This window comes from Janthinobacterium salmonicoloratum, from assembly GCF_051380845.1.
Taxonomy (GTDB): Bacteria; Pseudomonadota; Gammaproteobacteria; order Burkholderiales; family Burkholderiaceae_D; genus Janthinobacterium; species Janthinobacterium lividum_F.
In genome coordinates this window covers 154,540-171,323 of record NZ_JBNYXV010000005.1, presented here as the reverse complement: position 1 = coordinate 171,323, position 16,784 = coordinate 154,540, and the positions used below count along the sequence as shown (strand labels likewise).

At 63.4% G+C, this 16,784-nt stretch carries 18 protein-coding genes; 8 read left to right on the top strand and 10 right to left on the bottom strand.

The features are described from left to right. Positions 1-121: 121 nt before the first annotated feature. Complete coding sequence (locus tag ACQ4WY_RS22205; RefSeq protein WP_436505944.1) at positions 122-1,108, bottom strand: hypothetical protein; 987 nt, start codon at positions 1,106-1,108, stop codon at positions 122-124. A gap of 156 nt (positions 1,109-1,264) precedes the next feature. Continuing rightward, positions 1,265-1,816: a GbsR/MarR family transcriptional regulator gene (locus ACQ4WY_RS22200; protein ID WP_287771302.1), complete on the bottom strand. Its 552-nt coding sequence runs from the start codon at positions 1,814-1,816 to the stop codon at positions 1,265-1,267. A gap of 139 nt (positions 1,817-1,955) precedes the next feature. On the opposite strand from ACQ4WY_RS22200, the gene cydD reads away from it, so the two are divergent. From cydD to cydX, 5 genes are all read left to right on the top strand, one after another. Further along, positions 1,956-3,644 (top strand): thiol reductant ABC exporter subunit CydD, encoded by a 1,689-nt coding sequence (gene cydD, locus ACQ4WY_RS22195; protein WP_436505943.1) that lies wholly within the window; start codon positions 1,956-1,958, stop codon positions 3,642-3,644. Continuing rightward, positions 3,641-5,323, top strand: coding sequence for an amino acid ABC transporter ATP-binding/permease protein (locus ACQ4WY_RS22190; protein WP_436505942.1), 1,683 nt, complete (start codon positions 3,641-3,643; stop codon positions 5,321-5,323). The genes cydD and ACQ4WY_RS22190 overlap by 4 nt, the downstream gene beginning before the upstream one ends. A 105-nt stretch (positions 5,324-5,428) precedes the next feature. Next, on the top strand, positions 5,429-7,006 hold the full coding sequence (locus ACQ4WY_RS22185) for a cytochrome ubiquinol oxidase subunit I (protein WP_436505941.1): 1,578 nt from the start codon (positions 5,429-5,431) through the stop codon (positions 7,004-7,006). Positions 7,007-7,019: 13 nt separating this feature from the next. Further along, positions 7,020-8,174: a cytochrome d ubiquinol oxidase subunit II gene (gene cydB / locus ACQ4WY_RS22180; protein ID WP_436505940.1), complete on the top strand. Its 1,155-nt coding sequence runs from the start codon at positions 7,020-7,022 to the stop codon at positions 8,172-8,174. Positions 8,175-8,196: 22 nt separating this feature from the next. Then, entirely contained in the window at positions 8,197-8,322 is a 126-nt protein-coding gene (gene cydX, locus ACQ4WY_RS22175) for a cytochrome bd-I oxidase subunit CydX (RefSeq protein ID WP_076570210.1), read from the top strand. 179 nt (positions 8,323-8,501) lie between these two features. Here the strand turns inward: cydX and ACQ4WY_RS22170 are convergent, their stop codons facing one another. Further along, positions 8,502-8,681, bottom strand: coding sequence for a hypothetical protein (locus tag ACQ4WY_RS22170; protein WP_436505939.1), 180 nt, complete (start codon positions 8,679-8,681; stop codon positions 8,502-8,504). A gap of 165 nt (positions 8,682-8,846) precedes the next feature. Between ACQ4WY_RS22170 and ACQ4WY_RS22165 the strand changes: the two genes are divergently transcribed. Next, a complete protein-coding gene (locus ACQ4WY_RS22165; RefSeq protein ID WP_436505938.1) occupies positions 8,847-9,566 on the top strand; it encodes a hypothetical protein in 720 nt (239 codons plus the stop codon). 90 nt (positions 9,567-9,656) lie between these two features. On the opposite strand, the gene ACQ4WY_RS22160 is transcribed toward ACQ4WY_RS22165, so the two are convergent. From ACQ4WY_RS22160 to ACQ4WY_RS22150, 3 genes are all read right to left on the bottom strand, one after another. Then, on the bottom strand, positions 9,657-10,046 hold the full coding sequence (locus tag ACQ4WY_RS22160) for a hypothetical protein (RefSeq protein WP_436505937.1): 390 nt from the start codon (positions 10,044-10,046) through the stop codon (positions 9,657-9,659). A gap of 124 nt (positions 10,047-10,170) precedes the next feature. Continuing rightward, positions 10,171-10,545, bottom strand: coding sequence for a DUF1294 domain-containing protein (locus ACQ4WY_RS22155; protein ID WP_332858919.1), 375 nt, complete (start codon positions 10,543-10,545; stop codon positions 10,171-10,173). 59 nt (positions 10,546-10,604) lie between these two features. Then, positions 10,605-11,171, bottom strand: a complete 567-nt coding sequence (locus ACQ4WY_RS22150; protein WP_436505935.1) for a methylated-DNA--[protein]-cysteine S-methyltransferase — start codon at positions 11,169-11,171, stop codon at positions 10,605-10,607. 105 nt (positions 11,172-11,276) lie between these two features. On the opposite strand from ACQ4WY_RS22150, the gene ACQ4WY_RS22145 reads away from it, so the two are divergent. Continuing rightward, positions 11,277-12,026, top strand: coding sequence for a nucleotidyltransferase domain-containing protein (locus tag ACQ4WY_RS22145; protein WP_436505933.1), 750 nt, complete (start codon positions 11,277-11,279; stop codon positions 12,024-12,026). Here the strand turns inward: ACQ4WY_RS22145 and ACQ4WY_RS22140 are convergent. Next, positions 12,023-14,257, bottom strand: coding sequence for a TonB-dependent siderophore receptor (locus tag ACQ4WY_RS22140; protein WP_436505932.1), 2,235 nt, complete (start codon positions 14,255-14,257; stop codon positions 12,023-12,025). The genes ACQ4WY_RS22145 and ACQ4WY_RS22140 overlap by 4 nt on opposite strands. Positions 14,258-14,581: 324 nt before the next feature. Between ACQ4WY_RS22140 and ACQ4WY_RS22135 the strand changes: the two genes are divergently transcribed. Then, positions 14,582-15,451: a hypothetical protein gene (locus tag ACQ4WY_RS22135; protein WP_436505931.1), complete on the top strand. Its 870-nt coding sequence runs from the start codon at positions 14,582-14,584 to the stop codon at positions 15,449-15,451. Between the two features lie 3 nt (positions 15,452-15,454). On the opposite strand, the gene ACQ4WY_RS22130 is transcribed toward ACQ4WY_RS22135, so the two are convergent. The 3 genes from ACQ4WY_RS22130 to ACQ4WY_RS22120 form a co-directional block, all read right to left on the bottom strand. Continuing rightward, positions 15,455-15,853, bottom strand: a complete 399-nt coding sequence (locus ACQ4WY_RS22130; protein WP_353657727.1) for a bacteriohemerythrin — start codon at positions 15,851-15,853, stop codon at positions 15,455-15,457. Positions 15,854-16,153: 300 nt separating this feature from the next. Continuing rightward, on the bottom strand, positions 16,154-16,309 hold the full coding sequence (locus ACQ4WY_RS22125) for a hypothetical protein (protein WP_353657726.1): 156 nt from the start codon (positions 16,307-16,309) through the stop codon (positions 16,154-16,156). 164 nt (positions 16,310-16,473) lie between these two features. Next, positions 16,474-16,659, bottom strand: coding sequence for a hypothetical protein (locus tag ACQ4WY_RS22120; RefSeq protein WP_070222074.1), 186 nt, complete (start codon positions 16,657-16,659; stop codon positions 16,474-16,476). Between the last annotated feature and the right edge of the window lie 125 nt (positions 16,660-16,784).

Here is a 16,784-nt window from a genome sequence, read left to right as displayed (position 1 = left end):
CGAGAGGGGCATAAAGACGGTGTAAAAAGGTGGGGACTGGCCGTCAACGCCGCCTAAAAATGCGGGCTGACGGCCGCTTACTGCCTCGCCTGCGGCGCGGGCCGCAGGGGGAGGGGGGGATTTAGTTCGAGATGGTGTGGATGCAGGCCCAGCCGATATTGTTTGCGCTCCAGTTTTCTTTCCAGTTGATGTTGGTCTGTTCGCGGCAGGCCAGTTCCGAGGAGTAGCGGCTGTCCGGGTAAGTCTTGTACACATAGCCATCCTGCGGACGCCATACGACGCCGTACCAGTAATCCTTGGCATTGATGATGGTGCTGAAGGTTTCCACCGGTTTGTTCAGGCTCGTATTCTTGTAGTCCACTTGCGATGTGCCATCGCTATTGTAGACGCGTACCCAGGCTGACTGGTTTAACGTGCCGGACTTGTCCACGGGCGTGCAGATGCGGGTTTTCGCGGCAGTCATGCCTTCAGGCATGGTCAGGCAGAAATAGGGATTGGGCGCGCCTTCAACGACGGACCATTCCACGCTGCCGCTCGTTTGCGTGCTCGGGCTGCAATAGTGGGCATATTTTCCACTCTTGAACCCTTCCACGTAGGTGCTCGACTGCAGACCCGACAGGAGCGCACCGGAACCATTCGTCGAGGTAGGCAAAGCCGTGCTGCTTTTCACTGCCAGGCAATCGGTATAGGTGCCGTATTCCTTGCCGACGGCGATGCCGATGGGTTTCATCTGTGCATCAAAATGAATTTTCCAGATGTTTTGCCGTTGCAGGCGGCCATCGGCGCCGCGGCGCTGGAACTGGATCACTTGCGACGTCTTGGTTTCCTGCGCCACGCCGTCGGTGACGAAGGGGTAGGACTCTTCCGTGCGGATGATCAGGTTTGCCGTGCCCAGGAAACCGTCATTCGAGGGCAGGTCCACGCCGTTTTGATTGGTGTTGATGAACTTGCTGAATGCATCGGCCGCGTTGATGCTGGCGAGGACAGGTGTCACCGGTGTCACCGGTCCCGTTGGCGGGCCGATAGGGGCATCGTTGCCGCCGCTTCCGCCGCCTCCGCAACCGTTGAGGAGCAAGACGATACTGCTAACTGCGAGAGATTTTTTCATGAATTTGGCAAGTGAGGGCGACAGAGACGTGTCGATTCGCGGCCGCATTATATGAAAATTAATTTGTGGAAATCTCACTAAATCTCACAAGGGCAAGGCCGGCCGGAAGGGGGGGCGCTCGCTGCACGGACGTGCCGGTGGCAGGCGAGGCTGGGCCTAGTTTTCCTCGGGACTCTTGCCAAACAGGCGATCCTTGGCATTGAGCAGCTTTTGCACCTTGGCGCCCATTTTCATCAGTTGCGCCATCGATTCGGGCGACAGGCGCTGCAAGTCGTCGAACCAGGTGTTGGCCAGGTCGACCAGTTCATACATTTCGCGCATGCGCTCCTGCGCATACTGGTCCACGGGTTCCGTGGCCGGCGCCAGCAGCGATTCGCGCAGCACCGTCAGGGTGGGCGCCACTTCGCGGCGGCGGCGCTCGGCGGCCACCACGCGGAAGATTTGCCACACATCGCCCAGCGAGGAAAAATACTCGCGCCGGTCGCCGGGGATGCGCGACTGGCGTATCAAGCCCCAGCCCTGCAACTCCTTCAAGCCGATGCTCACGTTCGAGCGCGAAAAACTCAGGTGTTCCGCGATTTCATCCGCGTGTAAAGGATGCTCCGCGACAAACAACAAGGCGTACACTTGCCCCACCGTGCGGTTAAAGCCCCAGCGGCTGCCCATCTCGCCGAAATGGCTGACAAAGGTCAGGATCAGCGGCGTCATTTGGATATGTTGAGTTTTCATAATTATCTGAATTTTTTCACGCCACACCCGCAGGGTCAATTGATATATGTCATGTTTCGCAGTATTATACAAAAAATCGAATTTACAGAAAATTCTGAAAACTCAAGAAATATAGAAGATGCCGACCACGCCCTTGTCCTTGCCCCGCTTTATTCTCCCCCGTGCCGCCAGCCTGGCGCAAGGCGGCGCCGCCTTGCTGTGGCTGCCGCAAGCGGCCTTGCTGGCCTGGGCCGTGCAAGCCATGCTCGACGGTGCGCCCTGGCGCGCGGCCTTGCTGCCAGCCGCTGGCGTGCTGCTGCTGGGCGTGCTGCGCGCCGGCTGCGAAGCGTGGGGCGCGCGGCGCATGTATGCGGCGGCGCGCGAGCACCTGTCCACCTTGCGCGCCCAGGTGGCGCAAGCGCTGGCGCACCGTTCGCCGCTGGACCGCCAGCGCGCCCAGTCGGGCCAGGCGGCCAGCGTCATCGCCGAGCAGGCCGAAGCCATCGTGCCGTATCTGGTGCGTTACAAGCCCGCGCGCTGGAAGGTGCTCACCGTACCCCTCGTGATCCTCGCCGTGGTGACGCCGCTGTCGTGGATCGCCGCATTGATACTGCTCATCGCCGCGCCCCTGATTCCCGTCTTCATGGCCCTGGTGGGCATGGGCGCGCAAGCGGCCAGCCGGGCGCAGATGGTGGAAATGGGCAGCATGAACGCCTTTCTATTGGATCGCCTGCGCGGCCTGGCCACCCTGCGCGCGCTCGACGCCGTCGACGCCACGGCTGAACGGCTGGACGCCTCGTCGCAATCCGTGCGCCGGCGCACGATGCTGGTGCTGCGCATCGCCTTTTTGTCGTCCGCCGTGCTGGAACTGTTTTCCGCGCTGGGGGTGGCCATGGTGGCGGCGTTTATCGGTTTCTCCTTGCTGGGCAGCATCAGTTTCGGCACCTGGGGCCGGGAACTGAGCCTGGGGCAGGGCTTGTTCATCCTGCTGCTGGCACCCGCGTTTTTCGAACCCTTGCGCGAACTGGCCGCCGTCTGGCACGACAAGGCGGCTGGCGAAGCGGGCCTGGCCGGTTTGCATGACATGGCGGGGGAGGGCGTGCCCCTGCCAGGTGCCGGCGTGGAAGTGGCTGCCGTTTCTGCCGCCGCCATGGCGGTGGCAGCGCCGCCCACCGTGGAACTACAGCAATTAAGCTTTGCCCATCGCGGCGAGGCGCCCGTGTTCAACCGCTTCGACCTGAAGGTGCGTGCCGGTGAACACGTGGCCCTGCTGGGTGCCAGCGGCGCCGGCAAGACCACCTTGCTGTCCCTGCTGGCCGGCCTGCTGCCCGCCAGCGGCGGAGATATCCGCATCGGCGGTGTGCGCCTGAATGACAGCACGGTAAATACCTTGCGCCAGCGCATGGCCTGGATGGGCCAGCGCCCGCACGTGTTTGCCGCCTCCGTCAGCCAGAATGTGACCCTGGGCCGCGTGGGCGCGCATGCCGCGCAAGTGACGCAGGCGCTGCACCTGGCCGACCTGGCCGCTGTGGCGCAGGCGCAGCCGGCCGTCATGCTCAGCGATGGCGGGCAAGGCTTGTCCGGCGGCGAAGCCGTGCGCCTGGCCCTGGCCCGCGTGGCCCTGCATCCGCACGCGGATCTGTTGCTGGTCGATGAACCGACGGCCCACCTGGACAGCGAAACGGCGGCGCGCGTGACGGACGCCTTGCTGGAACTGGCGAAAGGCAAGACGATGATTGTCGCCACGCACGATCCCGTGCTGGCTGGCCGGCTGCAGCGCATGGTGCAGGTCGATGCGCAGGCGCAAGTACAGGAACTGCGCGCATGAAAAATTCGCTTAGATTGCACCCCGTCCTGCGGCAATTGCTGCTGGCCCAGCCAGGCAAGCTGATCGGGGGCGCCATGCTGGCGGCCCTGACGGCGGTGGCTGGCATGGCCTTGCTGGGCTTGTCCGGCTGGTTTATTACCGCCACGTCGATTGCCGGCCTGCATGCGTCCACCGCGATCCTGTTCGATGTGTTCGGCCCGTCGGCCGGCATCCGCCTGCTGGCCATCGGCCGCACGGGATCGCGCTATGCGGAGCGCCTCGTCACGCACGATGCCACGTTTGCGGCGCTGGCAAGCATCCGCGTGCGACTGTTTCGCGGCTGGTCGCGCCCGGAAGCGGCCAGCCGCCTGCTGCGCCAGCCCGCCAAGCTGCTGTTCCGCCTGACGGCCGATATCGACGCGCTCGAATCACTGTATTTGCGCCTGCTGGTGCCTGCCTTCACGGCCCTGTGCGCGGCCTTGCTGGCTGGTGTGGCGCTGGGCGTGATGCAGTGGCAGCTGGGCCTGGGCCTGGCCGCGTGGCTGCTGTCCACCGGCGGTGGCATCAGCTGGGTCGTGGCGCACCGTGCCCGCCGTCCGGCCATCGTGCGCTCGCGCGCCATCGAAAAATTGCGCTCCGGCACCATCGACCTGGTGGCCGGCCAGACGGACCTGGTGATGGCGGGCCGCATCGACGCCCAATGCGCCGCGCTGGGACAGATCGACCGCTCGCTGGCGCAAGCCGATTTTGCCCTGCTGCGCCTGGAGACGGCGGCCGGCGCCGCGTATGGCGTGGCCGGCAGCGCGACCTTGGCCGGCGTGCTGCTGGCCGTGGCCGCGCTGGTGCAGCAGCAAACGCTGAACGTGCCGCTGGCGGCCCTGGCTTTGTTGATTGCGCTGACGGCCGTGGAGCCGTTTGCGGGATTGCGCCGTGGCGCGCTGGAGGCGGGCCGCATGCTGCTGGCCATGCGCCGGCTGGCGCCGCGCTTCGATGGACCAGACGTCGTGGCGCCGTCCGCGGATGCCGCGCAGGGCTTGCGCCTGGAGCACGTCAGCGCCGCGCATGCGGGCAGCCGTGTGGCCATCTTGCATGACGTATCGCTGCATCTTGCGGATGGCGAGCGCGTGGCCTTGATCGGCCCCAGCGGCGCGGGCAAGTCAACCTTGCTGGCCCTTGCCGCGCGCGAGCTGGCACCGCTGTCGGGCAAGGTGAGCGCGCCGCGCGCCTGTTTGTTCACCCAGAAGACGGAATTGTTCCAGGACAGCTTGCGCGACAACCTGCGCCTGGCCGACCCGTCCGCCAGTGATGCGCAGCTGTGGGCGGCGCTGCAGGCGGCCGGCCTGGATGACGAGGTGCGTGCCTTCGCGGGCGGCCTCGATACGCTGCTGGGCGAGGGCGGCCTGGGCTTGTCGGGCGGGCAGGCGCGGCGATTGGCGCTGGCGCGGCTGTTCCTGCACGAATCGACCCTGTGGCTGCTGGACGAAGCCACCGAGGCGCTGAATGCACAGACGGCAATCGATGTCCTGCAGCGCCTGCGCGCGCGCAGCGAAGGACGCACTTTGCTGATCGCCACCCACTTGCGGCGCGAAGCGGCGCTGGCGGACCGGCTGCTCAGTCTGCGCGATGGCCGCATCGTGGGCGACGCGCGCCGTGGCACACCCGCCTTCGAGGCGGCGCTGGCCGGCTTGCGCGGAGATTGATGGGCGGGCGGCACAGCCCGATAGCTTACAGCAGCAGAAGCTATCGAACAGCCGCATGTAGATATCAGGTTTACAATTACTTTAGGGAAACACCAAGGAAATCATATGGACTTCGATATTGTCGCTTTATCCAGACTGCAGTTCGCGCTGACAGCTCTGTACCACTTTATATTCGTTCCGCTGACGATAGGTCTGTCAGTGATCCTCGCCATCATGGAGACGGTTTACGTGATGACGAACCGCCCCATCTGGCGCGACATGACCAAGTTCTGGGGTGTCTTGTTCGGCATCAACTTCGCCATGGGTGTGGCAACGGGCATCGTCATGGAATTCCAGTTCGGCATGAACTGGAGCTATTACAGCCATTATGTGGGCGACATTTTCGGTGCGCCTCTGGCCATCGAAGGCTTGATGGCTTTCTTCCTGGAAGCGACCTTCGTCGGCCTGTTCTTCTTCGGCTGGGACAAGCTGTCCAAGCGGGGCCACCTGGTCACGACCTGGCTGGTGGCCATCGGCTCGAACTTCTCGGCCTTGTGGATCCTGATCGCCAACGGCTGGATGCAAAATCCCGTCGGCGCGGCCTTCAATCCGCAAACCATGCGCATGGAAGTGACGGATTTCGGCGCCGTGCTGACGAATCCCGTGGCACAGGCGAAATTCGTGCACACGGTGTCGGCCGGCTATACGGCGGCTGCCATCTTCGTGCTGGGTATTTCTGCCTGGTATCTGCTGAAGGGCCGCCATGTGCAGCTGGCCAAGCGCTCGATGACGGTGGCTGCCTCGTTCGGCCTGGCCGCCTCGCTGTCGGTGGTGGTGCTCGGTGACGAAAGCGGTTACCTGTCGTCCGAACACCAGAAGATGAAGCTGGCCGCCATCGAAGCCATGTGGACGACGGAGCCGGCCCCGGCCGCCTTCACGGCCTTCGGCTTTCCTGACGCGAAGGCGCGCGAGACGCATTACGCCGTGCACATCCCGATGGTGATGGGCTTGATCGGCACGCGTTCGCTGACGACGGAAATCCCCGGCATCGAGCAACTGGTCGACCGCGGCGAGCTGCTGATACAGGATGGCATCAAGGCCTATGACGCGCTGCAAACCATCCGCAGCGTGGCGCCAGGCAGCCCAGTGCCGCAGGACGCGAAGGACATCTTCGAGTCGAAAGGCCAGTCCATGGGTTACGCCTTGCTGCTGAAGCGCTATGTCGACGATCCGCGCCAGGCCACGCCCGAACAGATCCGCAAGGCGGCGCTCGACACCGTGCCGCCCGTGGCACCATTGTTCTGGTCCTTCCGCGTGATGGTGGGCCTGGGCATGTTCTTTATCTTGCTCACCGGCACGTTCTTCATCTTGTCGACGCGCCGCACGCTGGATAAACACCGCTGGCTGCTGAAGCTGGCCGTGTTCGCCATCCCGCTGCCGTGGGTGGCGATTGAAGCGGGCTGGATCGTGGCCGAAGTGGGCCGCCAGCCGTGGGTGATCGAAGGCGTGCTGCCAACGGCCGTGGCCGTCTCTAACCTGGGCGCTTCGACCCTCTTGATCACGATTGCCGGCTTTGCCGCCATCTACACCGTGCTGTTGATTATTGAAATGAAGCTCATGCTCAAGGCCATCCGCAAGGGGCCGGAAGAGAAGGCGCCGGCCCCCGTGCCAGCGGCCGCAGCCATTCAAACTCAACGCGCCTAAGGAGGGCCAGACCATGATTTTGCATGAAATGATTTCTTACGAAACACTGCGCCTGATCTGGTGGCTGCTGATCGGCATCTTGCTGGTGGGCTTTGCCATCACCGACGGCTTCGACCTGGGCACGGGCATCCTGCTGCCCTTCGTCGGCAAGACGGACCTGGAACGCCGCATCGTCATCAACAGTATCGGTCCCGTGTGGGAAGGCAACCAGGTGTGGCTGATCCTCGGCGGCGGCGCCATCTTTGCCGCCTGGCCGCAACTGTACGCCGTCTCGTTCTCGGGCTTTTACCTGGCCATGTTCGTCATCCTCGTGGCGCTGATCGTGCGTCCCGTGGCCTTCAAATTCCGCAGCAAGCGCGAAGACCCGCGCTGGCGCGCGCGCTGGGACGCGGCCCTGTTCGTGGGCGGCTTCGTGCCGGCCCTGATCTGCGGCGTGGCGATCGGCAACGTGCTGCAAGGCGTGCCGTTCCGTTTCTCCTCAGACATGCACATTTTCTATGACGGCAGCTTCTTCGCGCTGCTCAACCCGTTCGCGCTGCTGTGCGGCCTGGTCTCGGTGGCCATGCTGATGATGCACGGCGCCACCTGGCTGCAACTGAAAACGGACGGTGCCGTGGCCGAACGGGCGCGCCGCTACGGCAGCGTGGCGGCGATTGCGACAGTCGTGCTGTACGCACTGGCCGGCGTGGCCCTGTGGCTGTGGGTCGATGGCTACCGCATCAGCAGCACGGTGGTGGTCGATGGCCCGTCGAATCCGATGCTGAAAACGGCGGAAGTGCACGTGGGCGCCTGGTTCCTCAACTTTGCCGCCCATCCCTGGACCTGGATCGCTCCAGCGCTGGGTCTGCTTTGCCCTCTGCTGGCGTTCGCCTTCCAGCGCGCGCGCCGTGAAGTGCCGGCCTTGCTGGCCAGCGCGGCTGGCGTCGCCGGCATCATCCTCGGCGTGGGCGCGGCCATGTTCCCGTTCATCCTGCCTTCGTCGATCGACCCGCGCGCCAGCCTGACGGTGTGGGATTCCTCGTCCAGCCACATGACCTTGTTCATCATGCTGGTCGTCACGGCCGTCTTCATCCCCCTCATCGTGGCGTACACGACGTGGGTGTATAAAGTGCTGTGGGGTAAGGTAGATGGAAAAGCCATCGAAGACGACAGCGGTCACGCTTACTAAGAATTAAGGAAAGGAAATAATTATGTGGTATTTCGCCTGGATACTGGGTCTTCCGCTGGCGGCGACCTTCGCCGTGCTCAACGCGATGTGGTATGAAGTTGCCGATGGCGACACGACGCCCGAGCAGTACCGCGACACGCCCAAGTAAGCGCGTGTCGGCTTGACTGGCCCCGCCCCGTGCGCATGCATCGGGCGGGGCTTTTACTTTGATCAAAGCAAAATGAATTCGCCGCAGTTGCGCAGCTTCATGCCGCGCGGGCGGGGCGCCTGGATTCAGCGTTGGCAAAATAAAAAAGCCACCGCAAGGATGGCTGGTGGGATGCGCCCTCAGGCGGGCGCCTTGCTGACCGGTTTGGGGGTGGCAATGGCAATCGGGTCGCTGGCCGGAAAGCTTTCCTTCAGCGCTTCATCGAGCGCTTCCTCGGCATGGCTTTCGCTGGCCGGCGTGGGCGAGTCGCGCTCTGGTGGCGGTGCGGGTGCGGTGGCGGCGTTGGTGCTGGAATGCATGATGATCCCCTCGCGGTGGTGCGCCAGGCGGCCGGAATGGCTATGGCGCGTACTGATGCTTCCAGCCTAGCACATCGCGCAGGAATGGCGCGCCCGCTGCGACTGCGGACGGGGATGATGGCGGTGTCTGCTACACTGCGCTCCACTTTTATCGACGGAACCGCCATGACGACCATTTCCCTGCCATACCGTGCCACCGCCTTTGAAGCCTGTGCCTGGCTGGCGCAACAGACGGGCACGCCATGGACCCTGGCGCGTTTGCTGGAGCAGGGCGGCTTGCCGTACGTCTGGGTTGATTACAGCGAAGAATGGGCCGAGCTGTTCCATGACGGCGTGACGCGCTATGCGGCGCCCGTCGTGTTCATCGGCGACAAGGAGCACCTGGCCTCCGGCGCGGGCGACGTGTGGCTGCGTTTTACGCGCGACTCGGGCAACATCGCCATCGAACTGAAGGCGCCGGGATTGCGCGTGCCGGTCGATGGCTTGCACTTCCAGGAGCGCGATCTGTTGCGTTTGCTCAAGGAGTTGCAGCATCCGCAGCCGGACGAGGAGACGTCGGACAAGGCGCCGGTGGTCTTGCCCAGCGCCCTGAAGGGCCTGGGGCGCGAGCAGATTTTGATTGCCTTTGCCGGCGTGGGCAAGGTCGACCTGGACCAAGGCATGGCCAGTGGCGTGGGCATCTTTGGCGATGATGGCGCCCGCGTGCGCAAGAATTCGCGGGGCGGCAAGAACAGCCATTTGTGGCATCCGGTGACTTTGGCGTTCGGCTTGCACGATGTGCACCGCGTGCCGATGGCGCACCTGAAGAAGGCGTTCGCCACGCAGCCCTTGCTGCGCGATTGGAAGGCGGACTGGCTGGAATCGCTGCGCCTGCTGGGCGAGTAACAAGATCAATCAAGCCTGCCGCGCGTCGCACGTCGCGCTTTGCGCCAGTCGCGCCGGCATCTTGTTCGACGGCATCAGCCTTGCGATCGATTATTCGCTTTCCTCGATCCTGCCGCCGCATTGCGTATAGCAGGCTCTGTAATCTGCCTCGCATTGCCACGTTCCAGATGCGCTGGAGGAACAATATTGGCGTTTCTTCGAACACAGTTCCCGGTCCGCATCTGTTTTCGCCACTGCCAGGCAGATGGAAACGGTACTGACGTTGCGCATCTCACAAGCTTGGGCTTGGGCTGCAGCAACCTGCTCCTTGCCGGCAATGCATATTTGTTGATTGGTCCCGCAGCTCGTCACGCATTGACGCCCCGCATCGGAGTCCGGGGGAATAAAGCGATAGCTTGTACAGCCCGCCAACGTGATTGCGAAACAAATCGCAGCGGCAAGGCGGAACAAGAAGGAATTGTGGAGTTGCAAGGTACGCATGGTCGAAAAGGGCTTTCCCGTGTAGATGAATTGGCTTGAATATCGTAAATATTGATATTCTGACAGGCGATCATTTCAAGAACAACGCGCTGCAATAATTGTTACATCTTGGCGGGAGGCAGTTTTACAGTTCGATCGGCGCCACCTCAGTGCCGATATCGGGTGCCGCGTAATGCATGCTGAAATACACGAAAGCGCCGATATTGAGGGCGACCGTGATCCAGAACAGGATGCGGAACGAGCGCTTGCTGGACTTGTGGCGCAGCCATTGCTGGGCCAGCACGGCGCCAGGCCAGCCGCACAGCAACCCCAACAGCAACAAGGTGCGTTCCGACGTGCGCCAGCGGCCCTGTTTTGCGGCGGACTTGTCGATCGCATAGGCCACGAAGCAGCTCAGGCTCAGCACGCCATACACGAGGGCGACCAGGGCGGGGATATGGAAAAAGAACGTGGCCAGTAAATAGAGAACGACAAAGAACAGGATGACAAGGTAGGGCATATGATGTGTGGGCTTGAGCGGAGGGCGTGAGTATCCCACAAGGAGAGCGATGCCGCAGCCTAAAACAAACAGCCTTGCGCCGTATCGATGTGCACGGCGCGGCGGCGGGCGTGGCCCGTCTTCAGCGCTTCGCGGTCGCTGGACAGGGCGATGCCTTCCAGGGCCAGTAGGGTTTCCTTTGCATGCAGGCCGCCCGCAAAGCCTGTCAACTCGCCCGTGGCGCCGATGACGCGGTGGCAGGGGGCGATGATGGAGATGGGATTCTTGCCGTTGGCGGCGCCCACGGCACGCACGGCGGCGGGACGGCCGATTTGGCGCGCGATCTCGCCATAGCTGCGCGTCTGGCCATACGGTATCGTCAGCAGCGCGCGCCACACTTCCTGCTGGAATGGCGTGCCGGCAAAATCGAGCGGCACGTTGAATTGCTGGCGCGTGCCGGCGAAATATTCCCCTAGCTGGCGCGCCGTTTCCTGCAGCACGGCGCAACCGTCATCGACGCGCATCGCGCCCAGGCGCACGCGGTTGGGCTTGTCGTTTTCCCACAGGATGGCGGCCAGGGCCGCGCCGCGCGCCACCAGGGTCAGCTCGCCCACGGGCGAGGGCACCACGATGCAATCGTATTCCATGTTTGGTCCTTGATCAGATAGCGCAGTTTAGCAGGATGGCGGCAGCGTGCATGTCGGGTGCAGGATCCCGTGTAGGATAGTGTTTTTCTGCATGGAGCGCTGGCTGTGACAAACATTTCCACCTACGACGATATCCGCGCCATTGCCGTGCGGCTGGTGCGCGAACGCTACCCCACGGCCGTGGCGGCCATCATCGGCGGTTCGTTCGCCACGGGCCGGCAGACGCCCAGTTCCGATATCGACTTGCTGCTGCTGTTCGACCACGTCGATTGCGCCTGGCGCTCGACCATCGTGGCCGAAGGGCGCACGGTGGAACTGTTCGCGCACGACGTGGCCACGTTCACGTATTTTTGCAAGGAAATCGATGCGCCAGGCGGCACGGTGCCGCTGGCGAGGATTGTGCTGGAAGGGGAAAATATCGCCGCCTCCGGCGAACATTACGCGCAATTGCTTGCGCTGGCGCAAGCCATCGCCGCAGCCGGGCCACCCGTGCTCGACACGGACAACTTGCAGCGGCGCCGCTATGCCATCACCACCGCGCTGGAAGACCTGGTCGACAGCCGCCACCCGGGCGAGGCGCTGGCCGTGGCTTGCCAGCTATATCCAGCGCTGGCCGACCTGCATTTGCGCGCGGCGGGCCAGTGGAGCGGTGGCGGCAAGCATCTGTTCCGCCGCCTGCAGGCGTTCGATGCCGCCATCGCCGCGCAGCTGGACGGCGCGCTGCGCCTGGCCGCCGGCGACTTGCCGGCCGGCCAGCAGGCGTTCGAGCAGGTCGCCGCCGCCGTGCTGGCGCCTGTGGGCGGTCCCTTGCTCGATGGTTTTACCCTGCTTGCGCCCGCGCACTGGCGCGCTTAAAACGCCGTGCGCACGGCCAGGCTGATGTTGCGCGGTTCGCCCCAGAACACGCCGTCGAAGAAGCCCACGTTGCGGTAGTACTTTTTGTCGAGCAAGTTATTCACGTTCAGCTGCACGCTGGCATGGCGGTTGATGGCATAGCTGGCCATGGCGTTGACCAGTGCATAACCGGCTTGCGGGATGTTCGTCATCTCGCTTGACGGCGGACGGCCGTACCACGATTCGCTGTAGGTGGCGCTTTGCGCCGTCATGCTGGCGCCCGCTTTCAAGCCAGCCAGCCTGCCGTCGAAACGGTAGCTGGTGGCCAGGCGCAGCAAATGGCGCGGCTGCGTGGTGGCGGCGCGGCGGCCATCAGCCTCGGCCGCGTGCAGATAGGTGTAGCCGCCGCTCGCTTCCCAGGCGGGCGATAACTGGCCGGAAACGTCGAATTCCACGCCCTTGGCCGTCACGCCGGCGCCGTTGGCCACCATAGCCTGGCCGCCGTCGGGCAGCAAAAAGCCGGGCGGCACGGTGCGGTCGAGTTCCGCCAGGTTCTTTTTCTTCGTGTGGAACAGGGCGGCCGAGGCGTTCAGCTTGCCTTCATAGAATTCGCCCTTGATGCCCAGTTCCGTATTGTCGCCCGTTTCCGGCGCCAGGAACTGGTTGTTGCGGTCCTTGCTCGTTTGCGGGTTGAACAACTGGGTGAAGCTGGCGTAGGCCGAATATTGCTTGTTGATGTCGAACACGGCGCCCACGTACGGCGTGACTTCATTGCGCGTTTCCACGAAGTCGCCGCTGCCCGTGTACACACCTTGCGTGTTGTAGTTGCGCGTATCCGTGCGGTAAGTGCTGCTGCGCGCGCCGATGATCACGTGCAGCGGGTCGGCCAGGCTCAAACGCGTGGCGACATAGCCGCCCGCCAGGCGCGTGACGGTTTCCGTGTGCGAGCCGTCCGGAGTGAACACGGGGCGGGGGATGTTGCCCGTCCAGCTGCGGTAGTCGGGGAGGAATTTCGAGTAATTGATTTTTGCCTTGCCGCCTATCGAATTGTCCTGGGCGTTATTGCCATTCCAGCCGATGATGGCCGTGTGCTTGCGTCCCAGCAAGGTAAATGGCCCGCTGGCGTAGACGTCGAAATTGTCGCTATATTTTTTGCCCGCGCCCCAGGCGCCCGTCCACAGTTCCATGCCTGTGCCCGTGGCGGGATCGGGATAACCTTTGCCCGCATAGAGAGCAGTGGTGCGGTTCGTGCTTTCCGTGCGCGCATAGCCGAGGTGCATATTCCAGTTGCCGGGCAGGCGCTGGTCGAGCGATGTGAATACCGTGTGCTGCTTGTTGGCCCAGGTGCTCCATGGCGTCGTCCAGCTGGTGTTGCGCGGCAAGTTGGCCAGGCTGCCATCCGCATTCCAGTAGGGCACGGCGCCCCAGGTGGCGCCCGTGGGCTGGTTGTCCTGGAAGTCGACGCCGGCCGTCAGCAGGGTGCCGGGGCGCAAGTCCGCCTCGACGATGAGCATGCCTACCGTCTTGCGTTCGTGATACATGTCCAGGTAGGAATCGCGTTTTTGCCACGCCAGGGCCGTGCGTGCGCGCACGCTGCCCTCCGCGTTCAGCGGCGTGGAAAGGTCGGCCTCGAAGCGCTGGTCGTCCCAGCGGCCCATGATGAGGCCGGCGCTGGCCTGGAAGGTTTTCGTAGGACGCTTGCGTATCATGTTGATGGTGGCCGACGGGTCGCCCTTGCCGCCCATCAGGCCGGTGGCGCCGCGCACGACCTCGATGCGGTCGTACAGGATGGTGTCTTGCAATGGCGCATTGCCGCCGCGCGCCATGCCGTCGATCTGGATATTGTTGATGCCGAAGCCGCGCGCACTAAACGTCGTGCGCTCCGTGTCGTTCTGGTTCACCTGGATGCCCGTCGTCTGCGCCAGCGCCTGGTCCAGGCGCACGGCGCCCAAGTCGTCGAGCAACTGGCGCGTGATCACGCTGACCGATTGCGGCGTTTCGCGCAGGGACAGGTCCATGCGCGTGGCGCTGCGCGTTTCGCCTGCCGTGTACGACTGCGTGCCTTCCGTGGTGGCCATCGACTGGCCCAGCACGGTCACGGCCGGCATGGTGACGTCGGCAGCAGCGGCGTCGGCCGCCTGAGCAGGCAAGACCACGCCGGCGGCAAGACTGAGCAGGCTGACGTGTAATAAACGGGGGAGGGGGCGCAAGGCGGGCTGGCGCGAAGAAGAGAAGACGGTAGTCGATTGCATCATTTTCCTGGAATATTTTAGTCGTGTTTTTTCCTATCTCGTCTGGCGAGGTGCGCAGTAGCTGGGGGATGGCATGACGCTGGCCCGTGGTCTGGCTTGGATAGCAGTTCCACCGCAAGGCCCGGCGCGGTCGGGCAGTGGAAAAGAAGGGCGCGCGATTCTTCCTCACTTTCGTGAATAAGAATCATTATCAATATAGACGGTATTTGCCAAATAATCAAGCATGCGCACCAAAAGAGTGCGGGCAGGTCAAGGCGGCGCATGGGCTGGCCTTCTGCGATAATGCAGGCGCTGATAAAATATTTTCCTCATTGAAAGAAATGCATGCGTACATGGATCGCTTGTGCCGGATGGTTGTGTGTCGTGTCGCTGGGCCAGGCCCAGGAGCACGCGCCGCCGTCGGCTGTTCCCGCGCCGCTGCAGAGCGCTAGCGTGCCGCCCGCCGCCGCCATCGTGCCGCCCCCCCTTGTGCCGCCGCCGCTTGCGCCGGCCACCCCCGCGGCACCAGTGGCACCGGCGAGCGCAGAGGACGCCTTGCCATCGCAAACGGTGACGGTCACCGCCAGCAGCGACGCCAAGGCGCCGCGCGTGCGCTTCACGGCCTACCGCGAAAGTTATCTGACGGCCAGGAAAGTGTGGCAAGTGTCGAGCGGCAGCGTGGTCATGGCCTTGCGCCTGATTCCGGCCAAGTTGAGCGCCACGATCGATGACGTGCGCGTGGCCTTGCAAGGCAATGGCGCTCCTGTGCCGATCAAGGTATCCGACGGCGGCGTGTTTGTCGTGCCGCTCAACGAGGACATCGCCGCGCAGGATGGCACTTTCCTGGTGAACAAGGGCAGGGGCGAGCTGACGGCGAATATCGTCCTCCAGCCGTCCGTGGCGCGCGATGCCTGGAACGTCACGCGCGTGGGGCAAGTCCTGCGCGACGCGCGGCGCGCCGTGCGGGCCATCACGCCGTGGTACAAGCGGCCGTTCGCCAACGATGTGCAGTCGCTGGCGTTTTGCGCGGCCGAGCGGGGCAGCGCCTTGCAGTTGATGGATGGCGAGCAGCTGATCGCCACCTTGCCCATGCACGAGTCGGCCGTCAACGATATCAACCAGCCCGTGTTTTGCAAGATTTTCGACGGCGAAGACAAATACCCGGGACACTATCGCGTCGTCTTGCCCGAGCAGGCCACGGTGCTGCTGCTGTAGCGATTAGCTGGGTTGGCGCTGCACCAGCTCCAGCGCCGCCGCCAGGGCCAGGTCCATGGTGGCCTGGTGGAAGATCAGCCATTGCGGCAAGAGCGACAGTGCATGGCGCCCCTGTTCCAGGTCGCCTTCATCGACGGCGGCCCAGGCATGGTGCAAGCCGCTGAGTACGCGCGCATGCTGTTCGCGATGGTTGGCCAGCGAGGGAAAGGCGATTTGTTCCATCAAATCCTCTTCCTCGCGGAAATCGCGTTCGACGGCCGCAATCAGCTCGCGAAACGCCACACTAAAATGCTGGTCGCTCAACTGTCCCAGCCGCGCCAGCTCCTGAAACAGCGCCTCATGCGCCTCGTCGATGACGGGAACGCCCAGCGCCATTTCATCCTTCCAATGCGATTTACCCATGTTGATGCTCCAGGTTAAGTCCGTCACGGTGCGAAGCGGACTGTTCCAGTGTGGACGCAGCGACACTTCAAATCCATGACCTGGATCAAAAGTATGGTGAAGAGAGGGCAAAGGAAATAAGGAGAAAATGAATCGATGGAGGAACAAATTCTCCTACCGCCAGAAAGAGGTTTTTAACGCCGCGTTTTGTTACCGAGCGCCGCTGAAAAACGTCGCTGGCAAGGCGTCTTTGACGCAGACAGTAAGCTAGTACGGCAAGTCAAAGCAACGCAGCCAGCGGCGTTTTCTCAGCCGCGCGTCTTATTGCTTAGGCCAGTGGGCCCACATACCCTGCGCATCGACATTCGGCACCTGCAATTGCTGCCCGGCCGACAACTGCATCGTATCCCTCAACACGAGTGGGATGAGCATCAGGGCCGACAAGGCAAGGCAGGCCAGCACTTTAAGCGTCAACATGGTCGTCTCCTGATGAGCCGGTGGCGGCGCGGGGATGCGGCGCCTGCCGGTCACTTCAATCGCGTACGCATATCTTTACTACCATGCTTGCAGTTTAGCTCACCTGGTGCTAACTTCAACTTATTGCTGTGATGCACCGCACCAGTTACCGCTCGTGACTGCTCTTATTTCGCCTTGCGGCTGCGCCGTGGCTTGCCTGCCGCGGGCAGGAAAGAATCGAACCACACTTGCGTCAATTGCCGCGTATTCTTTGCCGCTTCGCGCTTGACGGCGGCCGTGGCGTGGCCGCGCGCCGTGTTGGCGATGCGGTTGGCGGCGCTCAGGTACATGCTCATCCAGGGGTTTTTCATGGTTAGCCTCGCAGACAGTGAGTGGGGCGGCGCTTGTGCCGCGATGTCCCCACTCTAATCCGATGGCTGGCGCTGACTGTGCGCTTGCCCACATAGCCGGGTGGTGCCGGGGGCCGCTTGATGTG

Bases quoted from the DNA above. Each gene is read 5' to 3' on its own strand.
- ACQ4WY_RS22205 (WP_436505944.1), bottom strand. From the start codon at position 1,108: ATGAAAAAATCTCTCGCAGTTAGCAGTATCGTCTTGCTCCTCAACGGT.
- ACQ4WY_RS22200 (WP_287771302.1), bottom strand. From the start codon at position 1,816: ATGACGCCGCTGATCCTGACCTTTGTCAGCCATTTCGGCGAGATGGGC.
- cydD (WP_436505943.1), top strand. From the start codon at position 1,956: ATGCCGACCACGCCCTTGTCCTTGCCCCGCTTTATTCTCCCCCGTGCC.
- ACQ4WY_RS22190 (WP_436505942.1), top strand. From the start codon at position 3,641: ATGAAAAATTCGCTTAGATTGCACCCCGTCCTGCGGCAATTGCTGCTG.
- ACQ4WY_RS22185 (WP_436505941.1), top strand. From the start codon at position 5,429: ATGGACTTCGATATTGTCGCTTTATCCAGACTGCAGTTCGCGCTGACA.
- cydB (WP_436505940.1), top strand. From the start codon at position 7,020: ATGATTTTGCATGAAATGATTTCTTACGAAACACTGCGCCTGATCTGG.
- cydX (WP_076570210.1), top strand. From the start codon at position 8,197: ATGTGGTATTTCGCCTGGATACTGGGTCTTCCGCTGGCGGCGACCTTC.
- ACQ4WY_RS22170 (WP_436505939.1), bottom strand. From the start codon at position 8,681: ATGCATTCCAGCACCAACGCCGCCACCGCACCCGCACCGCCACCAGAG.
- ACQ4WY_RS22165 (WP_436505938.1), top strand. From the start codon at position 8,847: ATGACGACCATTTCCCTGCCATACCGTGCCACCGCCTTTGAAGCCTGT.
- ACQ4WY_RS22160 (WP_436505937.1), bottom strand. From the start codon at position 10,046: ATGCGTACCTTGCAACTCCACAATTCCTTCTTGTTCCGCCTTGCCGCT.
- ACQ4WY_RS22155 (WP_332858919.1), bottom strand. From the start codon at position 10,545: ATGCCCTACCTTGTCATCCTGTTCTTTGTCGTTCTCTATTTACTGGCC.
- ACQ4WY_RS22150 (WP_436505935.1), bottom strand. From the start codon at position 11,171: ATGGAATACGATTGCATCGTGGTGCCCTCGCCCGTGGGCGAGCTGACC.
- ACQ4WY_RS22140 (WP_436505932.1), bottom strand. From the start codon at position 14,257: ATGCAATCGACTACCGTCTTCTCTTCTTCGCGCCAGCCCGCCTTGCGC.
- ACQ4WY_RS22135 (WP_436505931.1), top strand. From the start codon at position 14,582: ATGCGTACATGGATCGCTTGTGCCGGATGGTTGTGTGTCGTGTCGCTG.
- ACQ4WY_RS22130 (WP_353657727.1), bottom strand. From the start codon at position 15,853: ATGGGTAAATCGCATTGGAAGGATGAAATGGCGCTGGGCGTTCCCGTC.
- ACQ4WY_RS22125 (WP_353657726.1), bottom strand. From the start codon at position 16,309: ATGTTGACGCTTAAAGTGCTGGCCTGCCTTGCCTTGTCGGCCCTGATG.
- ACQ4WY_RS22120 (WP_070222074.1), bottom strand. From the start codon at position 16,659: ATGAAAAACCCCTGGATGAGCATGTACCTGAGCGCCGCCAACCGCATC.